Here is a 15848-nt window from a genome sequence, read left to right as displayed (position 1 = left end):
CAAAACGATGATGCGTCGTGACGAATAACCAAACGTTGAAGAACGAGAATCAGTATAGGAACAGCACAACTACGAGGCATTGGAAGAACGCATGATGATGAGCGTTGATTTATGCTGATTTTATGGCAATTGCACATATCCCTGCGGCGTAGCTCACGGAACCTGATTTTTCACCCAGAGATTGATTAAGAAGCAGCCAGCCAACGTGCGCTTTGTGAGTCTGTTCACTTGTATTTGGATAAACGAACCAAACTCAGGTAATAAAACCCCAAAAAGCCAGTCAGTTGCACAATGCGCAGGCCAATACCCCTGCATATACTGAGGCTGGCAAAAAATGATGACGTGACGGAAGCATTTACAACGCGCTGCCATGTACAGCGCGACGAACTGGAAGGTGAGCAATGAACCGACCGCTAACAGAGAAACCGCTTTATATAAAAGTACACGACGCCGACAACGTGGCGATCGTGGTGAATAATCAGGGTTTGCCTGCGGGTACCCGCTTTGAGGATGGCCTGCAGCTCACCGAACACGTGCCGCAAGGACATAAAGTGGCGCTGGTGGACATTCCTCAAAACGGCGTCATCCTGCGCTACGGCGAAGTGATTGGCACCGCCTTGCGCCCGATTGCGCAAGGGAGCTGGATTGAAGAATCTCTGGTGGCGCTACCCGAAGCGCCTCCGCTCAACAGTTTGCCACTGGCGAACAATGTGCCCCCCGCTCTGCCACCGCTCGAAGGATACACCTTTGAGGGTTATCGCAACGCCGATGGCAGCGTAGGAACACGCAATCTGCTCGGTATCACCACTAGCGTGCACTGTGTGGCTGGCGTCGTGGATTACGTGGTGCAAATGATCGAGCGCGATCTGCTGCCACGCTATCCCAACGTTGATGGCGTAGTGGCACTGAATCATCTTTATGGCTGTGGTGTGGCGATCAATGCGCCCGCTGCGGTGGTGCCGATCCGCACTATCCATAACCTCGCGCTGAACCCCAATTTTGGGGGCGAAGTGATGATCGTCAGTCTCGGCTGCGAGAAGTTACAGCCGGAGCGTCTGCTGACCGGCACGCCAGATGTGCAGTCCATCTCGCTGGATGATCATGACATTGTGCGTTTGCAGGATGAACGGCATGTTGGTTTCGGCGCGATGGTCGATGAAATTCTCAAGGTGGCTGAGCGCCATCTGAAAAAACTGAACCTGCGCCAGCGCGAGACCTGCCCGGCATCAAAACTGGTGATTGGCACGCAATGCGGCGGCAGCGATGCGTTTTCCGGCGTGACGGCCAATCCGGCAGTCGGCTTTGCTTCTGATTTGCTGGTGCGCTGCGGCGCCACCGTGATGTTCTCCGAGGTCACCGAAGTACGCGATGCAATACATCTGCTGACGCCGCGCGTGGTCGATGAAAATGTGGGTAAACGTCTGCTGGAAGAGATGGCGTGGTATGACGATTACCTCAGCCAGGGACAAACCGACCGCAGCGCCAACCCTTCGCCAGGCAATAAAAAAGGTGGTCTGGCGAATGTGGTGGAGAAAGCGCTGGGATCGATTGCCAAATCAGGCCGCAGCCCGATTGTGGAAGTGCTGTCACCAGGGCAGCGCCCAACAAAGCGCGGTTTAATCTACGCGGCGACACCGGCCAGTGATTTTGTCTGCGGCACCCAGCAGATGGCGTCAGGTATTACCTTGCAGGTGTTTACTACTGGGCGCGGCACACCCTACGGTTTGGCTGCGATTCCGGTGATTAAAATGGCGACGCGCAATGCCCTGGCTGAACGCTGGCACGATTTGATGGATATTAATGCAGGCACCATTGCGACGGGTGAAGAGAGTATCGAGCAGGTGGGCTGGCGGTTGTTTGAGTTGATACTGGAGATTGCCAGTGGTCGCAAACAAACCTGGTCTGATCGCTGGGGCATTCGCAATCAGCTGGCAGTATTTAATCCGGCTCCGGTGACCTGAGTGCGATCTCACCCTCTCCCAACAAGGGAGAGGATGCAATCTGGCGCGCCTGAAACATCATCATCATATTTTCAGGCCGTTCAGATTGCCGCTTGCCAAAGACGAAGCGAAGGCAGAATTACAGCAGCTTACCCCAGCTCTCAACCCACGGCGTGGTCACTGACTCAGGCTCAGGATCTTCAGTGGCATCCACCAGCAGCACATCACCGATGCGTTTGGCACTTTGCTCCTGCAAGGTGGCATCAAAGGTTTTTCCTGCACCGCAGAAGTTATCGTAGCTGCTATCACCCAGTGCAATCACGCCGTAGCGAAGCTCTGGTTGATAACCCACTTCATCGCGTATCTGCACATACAAGCGGGCAATATTGTCCGGGAAGTCGCCCTGGCCGGTGGTGGAGGTGACAATCAGAATGACCTCCTTGCTGTAAGCCTGCCAATCCGCCAGTGACGCATCCTCAAAAACTTTCACTTCGTGGCCCTGCGCTTCCAGTACCGGCTGCGCTTCTTCCGCCACCAGCAATGCATTGCCGTAAACCGTACCTGTAAAAATGCCAATCTTTGCCATCTTGCCGCTCCTTTATTCTGTTGGCTTATCCTGGACTGCCTCGTCGGCAAACTCAACCCTGGGAACCTCAGGGATCTGATCCTGCCAGCCAAACTGTTGCAGCATGCCTTGCCAGACGCGATCGAGCCCGGCGCGAATCACCAGAGGTTCTCCGGTGACCGGATGCGTCAGACTCAGCGCACTGGCATGCAGCATCAATCGATTCATACCAAAGTGCTCTGCTGCCCCCCGATTCTGCCGCAAATCACCATGGGCGCTATCGCCAATAATCGGGTGGCGCAGATGCACCATATGGCGGCGAAGCTGATGTTTACGGCCGGTATGCGGCGACATCTCCACCAGGGTGTAGCGCGCACTGTTGTAGCGACTGATCGCCACGGGCATCTCTACCTGCGCCAGTGAGCGATAGTCGGTGACGGCTTCCTGTGCAGTACGTTCCTGAGTGGCGAACTTATCGGCAATCTTATCCAGCTCTTCGACCAACGGATAATCGAGCGTCGCGCTGCCATCCAGCCAACCGCGCACCACCGCATGATAGGTCTTCTGCATTTTATGCTGCTCGAACTGCTGTGACAGTAGATGCGCCACTTCGCTGGAGAGCGCCATTAACAGTACGCCGGAGGTGGGGCGATCGAGGCGATGCACGGTAAATACGTGCTGACCAATTTGATCGCGTACCGTTTGCATCACCACCACTTTTTCGTCGCGATCGAGCCAGCTACGATGCACCAGCCAGCCGGACGGTTTGTTGACGGCGACCAGCCATTCATCTTGATAAAGGATTTCCAGCATTAAGAGGTCGGGTCCTGAAAAAGCGCATCAAACTGGCCCAATGTCAGCAACAGGACCGCATGGCCTGGCGTGGTCGCAGGTAACGCCACTTCATAGTAAGGCGTGACAGAGAAATTTTGCGGAAGCGGCACTCCGGCTTCGATTAACGCATGGAAACGTGGGATGAGTACCCACTGCAGCCACTCCAGCGGCTCCATGGTATTGAGGCAAAAAGGCTCGGTGCTGGCGAAGGCTGCCGGCTCAGGGGATTGCGTCTGCCAGTGGCCGTGTTCGCGCATCACCGCTTCGATCTGCTGCAGCTGTTGAATAATCATTTGCGACGACATACGCCACCTCCAGAGAAAAATTGGGCGGCAAGCATACCATTAGTCGTTCAACGTGCAAAAAAGGCATAAAAAAAGGGAGCACTGTGATTACAGTGCTCCCGGTTTCGTTCGCAGCATTCCCGCCACCGCTGTGCTCCCTGCTCATCCATGACAACTTGTCCTCTGCTTTCCATTGCCTGTCATCGTGACAGATATCCTTAGCATCCTGGCCCACCACCATCCACGTGGCTCTCATTCTCCGTCCTGGAGGTGTCCCTGACTCAATCCTGAGTGTCCTGCTTCATCCTGAAGCCTTCCATGTGCCGTAAACTCCGTTACGTTCCTGCCTCCTGGCTGACATTCTCCTGAACGTCTCTCTATCTCCAGCATCCTGCCAGTGGTGACTATTCTGTCAGAAACCATCGTAATAACAAGTTAGTAAGACGCGTTAATAGATTTCTCACACTACTAATTTTAGGAGTGATGCCATAAGCTTATGATTCACAATATTTTTACATCTTTGTTTTCCGGATAGCTGCAAGATGATCTAGCGATCTCTCACACCTGATGTGAGAGATCTCTTACAAACTTAACCTGTGAAATCTGCTAATCAGGCTTTAACCGGTTGTAAATCATTAAGAAATGTCTGAATGCTTGCCGCCAGCACCTGACGCTTTTTACTACCAGGCTGTTCCAGAATCACTTCACCGGAAAGATTACACAGAGCAATCACATCCTGCTCCGATTCAGTAGTCGCAATAAATAATGTTGGACTCTGTTTTAAGCGGCGCTTCATGACCAGATGGCCAATCAGATTCTCCTGCAAGCGGGTAAAGTCTGATTCGCTCCACACCTGTAACAACGTTATCGGCTGCTGTTGAAAGGTTGCGGTCATATCGCCGGCAAACTGCGAGGTGTAAAAAGCACTGATTTCCGATTGCAACTGAATATCCAGTGCCCGCTCGACGGCTTCCAGCGTGGCTGGCAAGGTGAAGGGCTGTGGTTGCCACAGCACACAATCATCCAGCGTGCTGACAATACAAGGGGATGGCACACCCAGCAGATCCGAACTGGCGGGCAGATGTCCAGCCTGCTGCTGCCAATGTTGCACATAACGGGCGGTAAACTCACGCAGGGCATCTGCGGTTTGCTGCATCATTCTTCTTCTCGCTTGTGATCGGTTACACTTAGCCACTTTGATGGAATTTAGTGGTAACCGATATGTCTTCTGAAAACCGCGATCAGGCGTTAAGCGGCCTGACGTTAGGTAAGCCCACGGCTTATGTTGATCGCTACGATAACACGCTGCTGCAATCGGTGCCGCGCAGCCTGAATCGCGAACCGCTGGGGCTCTACCCGGATAATCTGCCGTTCCAGGGCGCAGATATCTGGACGCTGTACGAACTCTCCTGGCTCAACAGCAAAGGCGTGCCGCAGGTGGCGGTAGGCGAAGTGGTACTGCGCGCGGACAGCGAAAACCTGATCGAGTCCAAGAGCTTTAAGCTCTATCTTAACAGTTTTAACCAGACGCGTTTCGCGGACTGGGGAGAAGTACGCCAGACACTCGAGCGCGATTTGCGCGCCTGTGCCAATGGCGAGGTCAGCGTGGCGCTGTTCCGTCTGGGCGAAGTCGAAGGACAGCCGATCGGCCATTTCAATGGCGATGTCATTGACGAGCAGGATATCGAGATTCACGACTATGCTTTCAACGCAGATTATTTAGCCCAGGCTGCAGGCAGTGAAGTGGTGGAAGAAACGCTGGTGAGCCATTTGCTGAAATCCAACTGTCTGATCACTCATCAGCCCGATTGGGGCTCTGTGATGATTCGCTACAAAGGCCCACGTATCGATCGTGAAGCCCTGCTGCGTTACCTGATCTCATTCCGTCAGCACAATGAATTCCATGAACAGTGCGTTGAGCGCATTTTCAACGACATTCAACGCTTTTGCCAACCAGAAGCCCTGACTGTTTATGCACGTTATACGCGCCGTGGTGGGTTGGATATCAATCCGTGGCGCAGCAACGTCCCCTTCTCTCCCGGGTTTTCCCGCCTGGTCCGTCAGTAACAGATTGCGAGACGCCTCGCAGGCCGCAGCACGGATGCGCGGTTCCACTTGAGCATTCACTGCGTACAACGTTACTCTGTCAAAGGCGCTAAGGTCTAAACCTGCGTCCCGAAGGATTTTCGTCACTGCGTTCAGCAAGTTAAGCGCAGCGTCACCCGCCACGCATTTGCGTGTAAAGGAGTTCTCTTGATTACACATATCAGCCCGCTTGGCTCAATGGATCTGCTCTCCCAGTTGGAAGTCGACATGCTGAAGCAAACGGCCAGCAGCGACCTTTACCAGCTTTTTCGCAACTGCTCACTCGCGGTGCTCAACTCCGGCAGCCAGACCGACAGTAGTCAGGAACTGCTCTCCCGTTTTGAAAATTTCGACATCAACGTGCTGCGCCGTGAGCGCGGCGTCAAACTCGAACTGATTAATCCTCCGGAAGAAGCCTTTGTTGATGGCCGTATTATCCGCTCATTGCAGGCCAACCTGTTTGCCGTGTTGCGCGATATTCTGTTTGTGAATGGCCAGCTTGAGCGCAACGATCAGCAAAACGCTGATGATTCCGCTCACATCACGAATCAGGTGTTTTCGATTCTGCGTAACGCGCGTGCGCTGCACATTGGCGAATATCCCAACACCGTGGTGTGCTGGGGTGGTCACTCGATTAACGCGGTGGAGTATCAGTATTGCCGCAATGTCGGTACGCAAATGGGCCTGCGTGAACTCAACATCTGCACCGGCTGTGGGCCTGGCGTGATGGAAGCGCCGATGAAAGGTGCCGCGGTGGGTCATGCCCAGCAGCGCTATCATGACAGCCGTTTCATTGGCCTGACCGAACCGTCAATTATCGCGGCTGAGCCACCAAATCCGCTGGTGAATGAACTGATCATCATGCCAGATATCGAAAAGCGTCTTGAGGCGTTTGTGCGTATTGCGCATGGCATCGTGATCTTCCCGGGTGGTGTTGGCACCGCAGAAGAGTTGCTGTATCTGTTGGGGATTCTGATGAATCCACACAACAGCGATCAGGTTCTGCCGCTGATTCTCACCGGCCCGAAAGAGAGCGCCGACTACTTCCGCGTTCTGGATGATTTCATTGTTAATACGCTGGGTGAAACCGCGCGTAAGCACTACAAGATCATCATTGATGATGCTGCTGAAGTGGCGCGTCTGATGAAGAAAGCCATGCCGCAGGTGAAAGAGTATCGCCGCGAAACTGGCGATGCCTACAGCTTTAACTGGTCGATTCGCATCGCGCCAGAGTTGCAGGTACCGTTTGTACCGACGCACGAAAACATGGCTAACTTGAAGCTGTTCCCGAACCAGCCAGCGGAAAAACTGGCTGCTGATTTGCGTCGCGCTTTCTCTGGTATTGTTGCCGGCAACGTTAAGGAGGTCGGTATTCGCGAAATCCGCGAGAAGGGGCCTTACAAACTGCACGGCGACGCCGACATTATGCATCGCATGGATGAACTGCTGCAGGGCTTCGTCGCCCAGCAGCGTATGAAGTTGCCAGGCAGCGCCTACATCCCCTGCTACGAAATCATTAAATAACCCATCAGGAAGGCAGCCTGCGGGCTGCCATTATCACTATGTCGTTTCATCTTCTGATTATTGATGCGCTGAACCTGATCCGCCGTTTGCATGCCGTGCAAGGCACGCCCTGCCGCGAAGCCTGCGTTGCCGCGCTGCATCAGCTTTTAGGCCACACGCAACCGACGCACGTCGTGGCGGTATTCGATAGCCACGATCGTCACCCTGGCTGGCGGCATCAGCTGCTGCCCGATTACAAAGCGGGCCGCCCACCGATGCCGGATGATTTGCAGATGGAGATGCCCGTTATCCAGCAGGCCTTTGAGGCTGTCGGCGTGCGTTGCTGGGTCGCCGATCTCGATGAAGCTGACGATCTCGCTGCCACGCTGGCGGTGAAAATGGCCGATGCCGGACATCAGGCAACTATCGTCTCCACCGACAAAGGTTATTGCCAGCTTTTAGCGCCGAATATCCGCATCCGTGATTATTTCCAAAAACGCTGGCTGGACGTGCCTTTCATCGAGCACGAGTTTGGCGTCACACCCGCACAATTACCCGATTACTGGGGACTGTGCGGCATAAGCAGCAGCAAAATCCCCGGCGTTACCGGCATCGGTCCCAAAAGCGCCCGCGATTTACTCACGCAGTTCGGCACCCTGGAAGCTCTTTATCAGCAGTTCGATCAGGTTCCGGAAAAGTGGCAAAAGAAATTGCGCGACCACCAGCAGATAGCAGAGATTTGCCGCCAGGTCTCAACGTTAAAACGTGATTTGGTTCTGAAGGGGAATTTAAATACGTTGCGGTATAAGGCTTGAATGATGTGTGCGACGTCTCTGCTGCACACATCTGCGAGCCTCGCAACATGCGCAATAAATTGCTCCGCTACGATTTGATCCCAGGAATCCTGCGAAGTATGACGGGAAATGCATCCTGCGAAATAATTTGTGCTACAGCAAGGCGGCAAGCGCACCAGTGGCGTGAAGTATCACGGAAGATCAGGAAGAATTAAAAGAGTGCGCAGCATTTCCCTAAATAATTCGTGTCACAGGAAGGCGGCAAGTTTATTAAGTCCCCAGGAGCATACATCAGTATGTGACTGGGGCGTATAAACGTAGCCAACGCACCTGTGGCGCGAAGTATGACGGGAAATTTAGCGTTCGTCGCGACGGCCGCCTACAGCCGCCCAAAGCCGGCGCACATGTACAGTAATCTCTTCCCGATCGTGATACAGCTGGCGCGCCTGAATCTGGGCATTCACGCCCTTCTCTTTCAATGCCGCATCCATCATGGCCAGATTTTGCGTCACTTCTTCATAACGCTTTTTCATCGGCAGCTTGAGGTTGAAAATCGCCTCACGGCACCAGCCGTTGACCAGCCACTCCGTCATCAAACTGGCGACGCGAACGGGTTTTTCCACCATGTCACACACCAGCCAACTAATGTTATTGCGCGATGGGCGGTATTTGAAACCGTCTTCACGGCAGTGCGTGACTTGCCCGGTATCCATCAGGCTGGGCGCCATCGGGCCGTTATCTACGGCGTACACCCACATGCTGCGTTTAACCAGCTGATAGGTCCAGCCGCCAGGACACGCGCCAAGATCCACGGCATACATGCCGCTGCCCAGGCGCTCATCCCACTCATCGGCCGGGATGAAGACGTGAAACGCCTCTTCCAGCTTCAGCGTTGAACGGCTTGGCGCATCTGATGGGAACTTGAGGCGCGGGATACCCATATAGAACGGGGAGTTGTTCTCTGGCAGCGAATAACCGACATAGCAGGTACCCGGAGCAATAAAGAACACATGAATCACTGGACGTTTCGGCGATTCGTAGTTGAGCAGGATTTTGCTCTCACGCAGGCTGGCGCGCAGCGGTACGGTTAACTTACGACAGAACTTGGTCAGTTCTTTCGCTTCATTGGTATCCGGCACTTCGACACGCAGCTCGCCGCCCTTCTCCACCACACCGGTTAGCATGCCGACAATCGGGGTAATACGATCTTCTGGCGGCAAATCGCGCAGCAGTTCACCCACCACCAGCATCTGACGGGCAAAAATCAGCTCGGCAAACGGCAGCGTTTGAATCAGCTTTTCGGCATCTTCCTGCTGATAGCACTCATAGATCACGTAACCAGAATCATCTTTGACACGGGCAAAACCGTAAACTTCACGTTCAGCGGCTTTGGCGCTGATCTCTGCCGCACACTCTTTCTCAAAGCCAGGACGGCAATAGAGCAAAACTTTATTCATGGCGATCCGCCTTTCGTTTAAGACGCAATGCGCCAATCAACATCAAGAACCAGCCAATCAGGAAGAACAACCCTCCCACTGGCGTAACAAAAACCCAAAACTTCAAGTGCGACAACGCTAAACAATACAGGCTGCCACTGAACAACACGGTGCCAAGCGCCAGCGCAGCGCTGCTCCAGTAAAACCAGATATTGGCGCGACGCAGCATTGCCGCACCCAAACCAATCACCGCCAATGTGTGATAGGCCTGATATTCAAGGCCGGTATGGATCCACGCCATTTCGGCCGGGCCGAGCGATTTGCTCAGCACGTGAGCCCCAAAAGCACCAAAGGCCACCAGCAGAAATCCGCTGATGGCGGCAAACACAAACATGGCACGACTGGACATTCATTGTTCCTCAGGATGAAACTGCACATCACTGTGCAGCACTCAACGCGTTAGTGATCGTAGCGAAAGCGGAATTTTTCTTGTTCAGCTGCGGCTTTTTCCAGGATCCACTGACGAAAGGCGGCTATTTTACCCAGTTCTGCCTGACTGTCATGACAAACCAGATAAAAAGCATTTTTACTGACTAACACGTCATTAAATGGACAGACCAGCCGTCCAGCTTCAATTTCACTCTGCGCCATCACATTATTAGCCAGCGCCACGCCCTGGCCGTGAATCGCCGCCTGCAGCACCATCGCGCTATGGCTGAAGATCGGCCCCTGCTGCACATTAATGTGCTGCAATCCTAGCTGACGGATATAGGATTGCCAGTCGCGGCGCGAAGCATCATGCAGCAGCGTAAAGTGTGCCAGATCGGCGGGCGTTTTAAGCGGATGGTCGCCAGTCAGAAACATGGGCGAGCAGACCGGCAGCAAATATTCGGCATACAGTTTCTCAACGCGCAGACCCGGCCAGTTACCGCGCCCATAGAAAATCGCCACATCAACATCATCGGCCAGTTTCTCTTCATCACGGTCCACCGCCTGAATACGCACATCGATGCCCGGATAAGCCATATTAAAGCTGGAAAGACGGGGCACCAGCCATTGAATGGCAAAGCTGGGCAACAGACTGACGGTTAAGGCACCCTTCGCGCTACGCGCCTGAAGTTTACGCGTCGCATCGTTGATAGCCGAGAAGATCTCTTTAATATCCAGATAGTAGCTTTGACCTTCTTCTGTCAGTAAAAGCGAACGATTCCTCCGTCGAAATAGCTTAAGACCGAGGAAATCTTCCAGAGATTTAATCTGGTGGCTAACTGCTGCCTGGGTGACAAACAGCTCTTCAGCGGCTTTTGTAAAGCTTAAATGGCGGGCTGCAGCATCGAAGACGCGTAAAGCATTAAGCGGTGGAAGGCGTTTAGACATGGTTTTCCATCAGCGGATTCACAAGGTAACAGTCCGACTTATACAAGGTCGTTACGTATTAGTTATTTTAATCCGAGACATTATAATTTGTCCGTTGAGGAAGCTCCAGCAAATACCTATAGTTGCCGCACTTCCTGAGCCGGAACGAAAAGATTTCTGGAAACGTGCGAGAGATCGCAGACTTTTGGAGAGCTTTTGGCTTGTGGTCGTGATGTTGTGTTTGCATTTTGATCTGACGATTGCAGATCAAACTTTTAATTCCTGTAGATTTACCCTGTCTGTCCAAGTGATTTTATGCAGCACCGCAAATTGCGGTGCTTTTTTTTGTCCTACACATCCCTGTGTACGCCTTTCGGGCCGTCACTGAAGCGACGTAAAAATTTCTCCGGGAAATTTTTTGGCTTGCTGCTTACTGACCCATCTCAACCATCTCTTTCACATCTGTACGATTGATCTGCTGCTCGTTGCCATTGGCATCTTTATAACTGATCATACCGGTTTCATCGTCAACTTTCGGTTTCCCGTCCGCTACAATGGTGCGACCATCATTGGTATGCATGACATAATTGCTGGAACAAGCAGCCAGGGTAAAGGCCATGGTACACACGGCCAGCACTGCGGCGAGTTTTTTCATCTTCTATCTCCTTGCAGATTGATTGCATTAAACCACCCGCAAGCGCTGACCAGAGGCAGCAAAAAGTGAAATCGACTGGTAAAGGTCGATTCGTTATGCGGGTTGCGGTTCAAACCTTGCAATAAATAGCATAACGCGCTTTTCCAGCTTTGCCAGCGAATCGGCCGGGTTTCAGCCTGGTCCTAAAATTGAATACAGTGGGTTTCGTATGACCATCTTCTCCCCAACCGCCTTCCGTGCGCAGTTTCCGGCATTAAGCGATGCGGGCGTTTATCTTGATAGCGCAGCCACTGCCCTGAAGCCTCAGGCTGTGATCGACGCCACATCGCAGTTCTATAGCTTGAGCGCAGGCACCGTGCATCGCAGCCAGTTCAAATCAGCACGCGACCTGACAGAGAAGTATGAACAGGCGCGCGGCCGGGTGGCCAAATGGCTGCACGCGGGCGATGACCGTCAGATTGTCTGGACGCGTGGCACCACGGAGGCCATCAATCTGGTGGCGCACAGCTGGCTGGCACCGCGCTTACAACCTGGCGATGAAATCGTAGTCAGCGAAGCCGAGCATCACGCCAATCTGGTGCCGTGGTTAAAGGTGGCAAAAGCCGCAGGCGCGAAAGTGGTGAAATGGCCGATTGGCGCGGATCGTCTGCCCGATATTCGTCTACTGCCTGATTTGCTAAACGCACGCACTAAGCTGCTGGCGATTGGGCAGATGTCGAATGTCACCGGTGGCTGTCCGGATCTGGCACAGGCGATTACCCTGGCACATCATGTTGGCGCCAAAGTGATGGTAGATGGCGCACAGGGCGTGGTGCACGCGCCCCCCAACGTTCAGGCGCTGGACATCGACTTTTACGCCTTCTCCGCGCACAAGCTGTATGGCCCAATGGGGATTGGTGCGCTGTACGGCAAAGCCGAGCTGCTGGAAGAGATGGATGCGTGGCAAGGCGGCGGCAAGATGTTAACGCACGTCGACTTTAATGGCTTCACGCAGCAGGCGGTACCGTGGCGATTTGAAGCCGGCACGCCCAATGTCGCGGGCGTGGTGGGCCTGAGCGCGGCGCTGGAATGGCTGTCGCATCACCACGCTGAAAAAGCAGAGATGTGGAGCCAGCAACTGGCCAGCCTCGCCGAAGAGCAATTAGGCGAGATTCCCGGCTTTCGCAGTTTCCGTTGTGGTAATGCCAGTCTGCTGGCGTTTGATATCGCGGACATTCATCACAGCGATATTGTCACGCTGCTGGCAGAGCAGGATATTGCGCTGCGCGCCGGACAGCACTGTGCACAGCCATTAATGGCGGCACTGGGTGTTAGCGGCACCCTGCGCGTATCATTCGCCCCCTATAATAATTTGCAGGACGTGGATGCGCTGGTGCGCGCCATGCATCATGCCGTAGACCTGTTGAGTGAATAACGTTATGACCACCCTGATCGGCCCACATCCGTTTGGCGATGTGATTACTGAAGCCAGCCTGACCGAAAAATTTTCCCATTTTCATCAGTGGGAAGATCGCTATCGCCAGCTGATCCAGCTCAGCCGCCAGTTACCCGCTCTGGAAGATGACGTGAAGACGGCAGAGATTGAGCTGAGCGGTTGCGAAAATCGTGTCTGGCTGAGCAGCCAACGGCTACCCAACGGCAAACTACACTTTTACGGCGACAGTGAAGGCCGCATCGTGCGCGGTTTGCTGGCGGTGCTGTTGACGGCGGTGGAAGGCAAAACGCCAGCCGATCTGTTAGCACAGGATCCGCTGGCGTTGTTTGATACTTTAGGCCTGCGTGCGCAGCTTAGCGCCTCACGCAGCAGTGGCTTAAAAGCGTTGGCGGATGCAGTGCAGCGCCACGCACGCGCGCATCAAGCAGCCTGACGCGCCGCACGCGCGAGGAATTTCTTCAACGCGTGCGACACCGCGATAAACCCGAAAGTGGCGGTCACCATGGTGGCCGCACCGAAGCCCGCCGCACAATCCATACGTTTCGGGCCTTCAGCGGTACTTTTGGAAGTGCAGACACTGCCATCCAGCTGCGGATATACCAGCGCTTCCGTCGAAAACACACAATCAATGCCCAGCTTACCTTTGCTGTTTTTGATCACGCCAAAATCACTCTTCAGGCGCTCACGCAGTTTTGCCGCCAGCGGATCCTGAATGGTTTTGGCTAAATCGCTGACCTGAATCTGCGTCGGATCGATCTGCCCGCCCGCACCGCCAGTGGTGATCAACGGAATCTTGTTACGACGACACCAGGCAATCAGCGCGGCTTTCGGGCGCACACTGTCAATCGCATCAATCACGTAATCAAAACCGGCTGACAGCATTTCAGCGGTGTTATCCGGCGTGATGAAATCATCAATGCAGATCACTTCGCACTCAGGATTTATGGCGCGAATACGCTCCGCCATCACCTCGGTTTTCGCTTGTCCTACTTTTCCTTGCAGGGCGTGGATCTGGCGATTGGTGTTGGTGATGCAGACGTCGTCCATATCGATCAGCGTGATTTTACCAATCCCGGTGCGTGCTAACGCTTCGGCAGACCACGAACCCACACCGCCGATACCAATCACACAAAAATGGGCGTCGGCAAAACGCTGCAGCGCCTCTTCCCCATACAGACGTGCCGTACCGCCAAAACGTTGCCGCCAGGCATCGCTGACTACTTTCATATCAAACCTTTTGATGCGGTGCGCATGAATACGCACCCTACAGAAACAGTGATGGACGCATTGGATCGCGAAGACTGGCGACCCATGGCAAATCAGCTGAATACTCCCGCTGATTTGCTGCAGGGAAGAATATCAATTCGCCCCGATAATCAGTGAACCATTATTGCCATTTTGCGGATTGCTGAACAGCGGCTGTCCTGCACCTGGCGCGGCTTTCAGCACCCAAACGCGGCCATAGTGATTATAAAATCCGGCAAGATGCGCAGCGTCTGGACCCACACCCTGATAGATGTCGAAGTGCTGACCTTTGATCGCCCCACCCACATCCAGTGCCACCATCAGGCGCATCTCATACTTGCCGTTAAATTTGCCCTTCTCGTTCAACTGCGGCACTTCGGCTAACAGCGCCGTGCCTGCGGGAATCAATGAACGATCGGATGCGACAGACGCTTTGGCAATCAAAGGCACTGCGCTGGCACCGCGCACCGGCACATACTCTTCTGGCTTAAAGAACACGAAGGATTGATTGGTCTCCAGCACGTCACGCACCTGCTCCGGCGTATGTTCCTGTGCCCACTGGCGAATAGCCTGCATCGACATATCTTCTCGCTTCACTTCACCACGATCGATCAGTTCTTTGCCGATACTGTGATAGGCCCAGCCATTTTTGCCGCCGTAGCCGAAGAAGCGCAGTGGACGGCCGTCACCGAAATCAACGTAGCCGCTGCCCTGCACGTCCATCATGAAGTTGTCGATCAGCGAGTTGCTCCAGGCAATCACGTAACGATCATCAAGTCCGCCACTATATATAGAAGCACGGCTCGGCAGTTTCTGACCGCGCGTGCGTGGTGGCATGCGATAAATGGGATACTGGAACTCACCCTGACGCGTGTAGCGTGCTTCCACCACAGGGGTGTAGTAGCCGGTAAACTGCACGTTACCGTAATTATCGGTGCCTTCCATCTGATAAGCGTTAAGTCCAAACTGGCTCAACTGACGGGTATCGGCACCGGAGAGCAGCCAGTTCTGAATAGCGCTGTAAGTGCCGGTGTTGCGGCTGTATAAGCCGCTGGAGGCACTCTGAATCTGCTGAATCTGCACACCAAAATCTCTGCCATTCACCGGACGCCCTTTGGCATTCGGTTCATTGACCAGCCCAAGCGGTTGCTCCAGCTTGCCATCAATATATTGCTGACCACGGTCAGTCGGTTTAGAACTACAACCAGCTAACAGCGCGAGAAACGCGCCAGTAAGTGCATACTTCGCCCAATGTCCTTTCATCACTTTCTCTTTTTCTCGGTTGTTTGCACCGCGACGATAGCAAAGGGGCAGAGAGAATGAAATCCGCCACGAGTTACCGCGCTCACATCTGTACAATTAATCGCCCAATGGCACTATTAATCACCAACTGGCTGTAAATTTAAGGCTTTAACACAAAAAGGGGTTGCATCGCCGCGCGTCGAGAGTATAGTGCGCATCCACGGACGCGGGGTGGAGCAGCCTGGTAGCTCGTCGGGCTCATAACCCGAAGGTCGTCGGTTCGAATCCGGCCCCCGCAACCAATTCTTCTTAAGTGAAGAGACAATTTGAAAGTCGTGTAACGCGTCAGACGGACGCGGGGTGGAGCAGCCTGGTAGCTCGTCGGGCTCATAACCCGAAGGTCGTCGGTTCGAATCCGGCCCCCGCAACCAATTGACTTAAGAAGAATACAATGTGAAAAGTCGCTTAACGCGG

The 15848-nt window shown here is 53.9% G+C and carries 16 protein-coding genes and 2 tRNA genes; 8 read left to right on the top strand and 10 right to left on the bottom strand.

The window, feature by feature from the left end:
- The first annotated feature begins 401 nt into the window (after positions 1–401).
- Positions 402–1961: a galactarate dehydratase gene (gene garD, locus F3J37_RS08150; RefSeq protein ID WP_166932926.1), complete on the top strand. Its 1560-nt coding sequence runs from the start codon at positions 402–404 to the stop codon at positions 1959–1961.
- A 118-nt stretch (positions 1962–2079) separates the two neighbouring features.
- Here the strand turns inward: garD and F3J37_RS08145 are convergent, their stop codons facing one another.
- The 4 genes from F3J37_RS08145 to syd form a co-directional block, all read right to left on the bottom strand.
- Positions 2080–2526, bottom strand: coding sequence for a flavodoxin (locus F3J37_RS08145; RefSeq protein WP_058961514.1), 447 nt, complete (start codon positions 2524–2526; stop codon positions 2080–2082).
- Between the two features lie 12 nt (positions 2527–2538).
- Positions 2539–3318, bottom strand: coding sequence for a tRNA pseudouridine(65) synthase TruC (gene truC / locus F3J37_RS08140; protein ID WP_166932924.1), 780 nt, complete (start codon positions 3316–3318; stop codon positions 2539–2541).
- Positions 3318–3644, bottom strand: coding sequence for a YqcC family protein (locus F3J37_RS08135; protein WP_058961516.1), 327 nt, complete (start codon positions 3642–3644; stop codon positions 3318–3320). Before F3J37_RS08135 ends, truC begins: the two co-directional genes overlap by 1 nt.
- 589 nt (positions 3645–4233) lie before the next feature.
- Positions 4234–4782 (bottom strand): SecY-interacting protein, encoded by a 549-nt coding sequence (gene syd, locus F3J37_RS08130; protein WP_058961517.1) that lies wholly within the window; start codon positions 4780–4782, stop codon positions 4234–4236.
- A 62-nt stretch (positions 4783–4844) separates the two neighbouring features.
- On the opposite strand from syd, the gene queF reads away from it, so the two are divergent.
- From queF to xni, 3 genes are all read left to right on the top strand, one after another.
- Positions 4845–5690 carry an NADPH-dependent 7-cyano-7-deazaguanine reductase QueF gene (gene queF / locus F3J37_RS08125; protein WP_034823076.1) on the top strand — a complete coding sequence of 282 codons (846 nt, stop codon included), beginning with the start codon at positions 4845–4847 and terminating at the stop codon, positions 5688–5690.
- A 186-nt stretch (positions 5691–5876) separates the two neighbouring features.
- Positions 5877–7232 carry a nucleotide 5'-monophosphate nucleosidase PpnN gene (gene ppnN / locus F3J37_RS08120; protein WP_166932922.1) on the top strand — a complete coding sequence of 452 codons (1356 nt, stop codon included), beginning with the start codon at positions 5877–5879 and terminating at the stop codon, positions 7230–7232.
- Positions 7233–7270: 38 nt separating this feature from the next.
- Entirely contained in the window at positions 7271–8026 is a 756-nt protein-coding gene (xni, locus tag F3J37_RS08115) for a flap endonuclease Xni (protein WP_166932920.1), read from the top strand.
- A 335-nt stretch (positions 8027–8361) separates the two neighbouring features.
- Here xni and rlmM read toward each other — a convergent pair whose 3' ends face one another.
- From rlmM to F3J37_RS08095, 4 genes are all read right to left on the bottom strand, one after another.
- A complete protein-coding gene (gene rlmM / locus F3J37_RS08110; RefSeq protein WP_166932918.1) occupies positions 8362–9462 on the bottom strand; it encodes a 23S rRNA (cytidine(2498)-2'-O)-methyltransferase RlmM in 1101 nt (366 codons plus the stop codon).
- Positions 9455–9850, bottom strand: coding sequence for a DUF423 domain-containing protein (locus F3J37_RS08105; RefSeq protein ID WP_034823080.1), 396 nt, complete (start codon positions 9848–9850; stop codon positions 9455–9457). The genes rlmM and F3J37_RS08105 overlap by 8 nt, the downstream gene beginning before the upstream one ends.
- Positions 9851–9900: 50 nt before the next feature.
- The gene (locus F3J37_RS08100) at positions 9901–10818 is read right to left on the bottom strand and encodes a transcriptional regulator GcvA (protein WP_045816412.1); all 918 of its coding nucleotides are present in this window, start codon (positions 10816–10818) and stop codon (positions 9901–9903) included.
- A 409-nt stretch (positions 10819–11227) separates the two neighbouring features.
- Positions 11228–11452, bottom strand: coding sequence for a YgdI/YgdR family lipoprotein (locus F3J37_RS08095; protein WP_034823084.1), 225 nt, complete (start codon positions 11450–11452; stop codon positions 11228–11230).
- Positions 11453–11660: 208 nt separating this feature from the next.
- Between F3J37_RS08095 and csdA the strand changes: the two genes are divergently transcribed.
- Together csdA and csdE are read left to right on the top strand one after the other, a co-directional pair.
- Positions 11661–12866, top strand: a complete 1206-nt coding sequence (gene csdA, locus F3J37_RS08090; RefSeq protein WP_160868329.1) for a cysteine desulfurase CsdA — start codon at positions 11661–11663, stop codon at positions 12864–12866.
- A gap of 4 nt (positions 12867–12870) precedes the next feature.
- On the top strand, positions 12871–13320 hold the full coding sequence (gene csdE / locus F3J37_RS08085; protein ID WP_097117983.1) for a cysteine desulfurase sulfur acceptor subunit CsdE: 450 nt from the start codon (positions 12871–12873) through the stop codon (positions 13318–13320).
- Here the strand turns inward: csdE and tcdA are convergent.
- The gene (gene tcdA / locus F3J37_RS08080) at positions 13308–14114 is read right to left on the bottom strand and encodes a tRNA cyclic N6-threonylcarbamoyladenosine(37) synthase TcdA (protein WP_160868328.1); all 807 of its coding nucleotides are present in this window, start codon (positions 14112–14114) and stop codon (positions 13308–13310) included. The two genes, csdE and tcdA, sit on opposite strands and share 13 nt — an antisense overlap.
- 132 nt (positions 14115–14246) lie before the next feature.
- Positions 14247–15395: a murein transglycosylase A gene (mltA, locus tag F3J37_RS08075; protein ID WP_034823090.1), complete on the bottom strand. Its 1149-nt coding sequence runs from the start codon at positions 15393–15395 to the stop codon at positions 14247–14249.
- Between the two features lie 204 nt (positions 15396–15599).
- On the opposite strand from mltA, the gene F3J37_RS08070 reads away from it, so the two are divergent.
- Positions 15600–15676, top strand: a tRNA-Met gene (locus F3J37_RS08070).
- A 52-nt stretch (positions 15677–15728) separates the two neighbouring features.
- A tRNA-Met gene (locus F3J37_RS08065) sits at positions 15729–15805 on the top strand.
- The last annotated feature ends 43 nt before the right edge of the window (positions 15806–15848 follow it).

The organism is Candidatus Pantoea communis (assembly GCF_011752685.1).
Lineage (GTDB): Bacteria > Pseudomonadota > Gammaproteobacteria > Enterobacterales > Enterobacteriaceae > Pantoea > Pantoea communis.
Note: the sequence above shows the minus strand (reverse complement) of the source record. Positions and strands in the feature narration are given on the sequence as shown.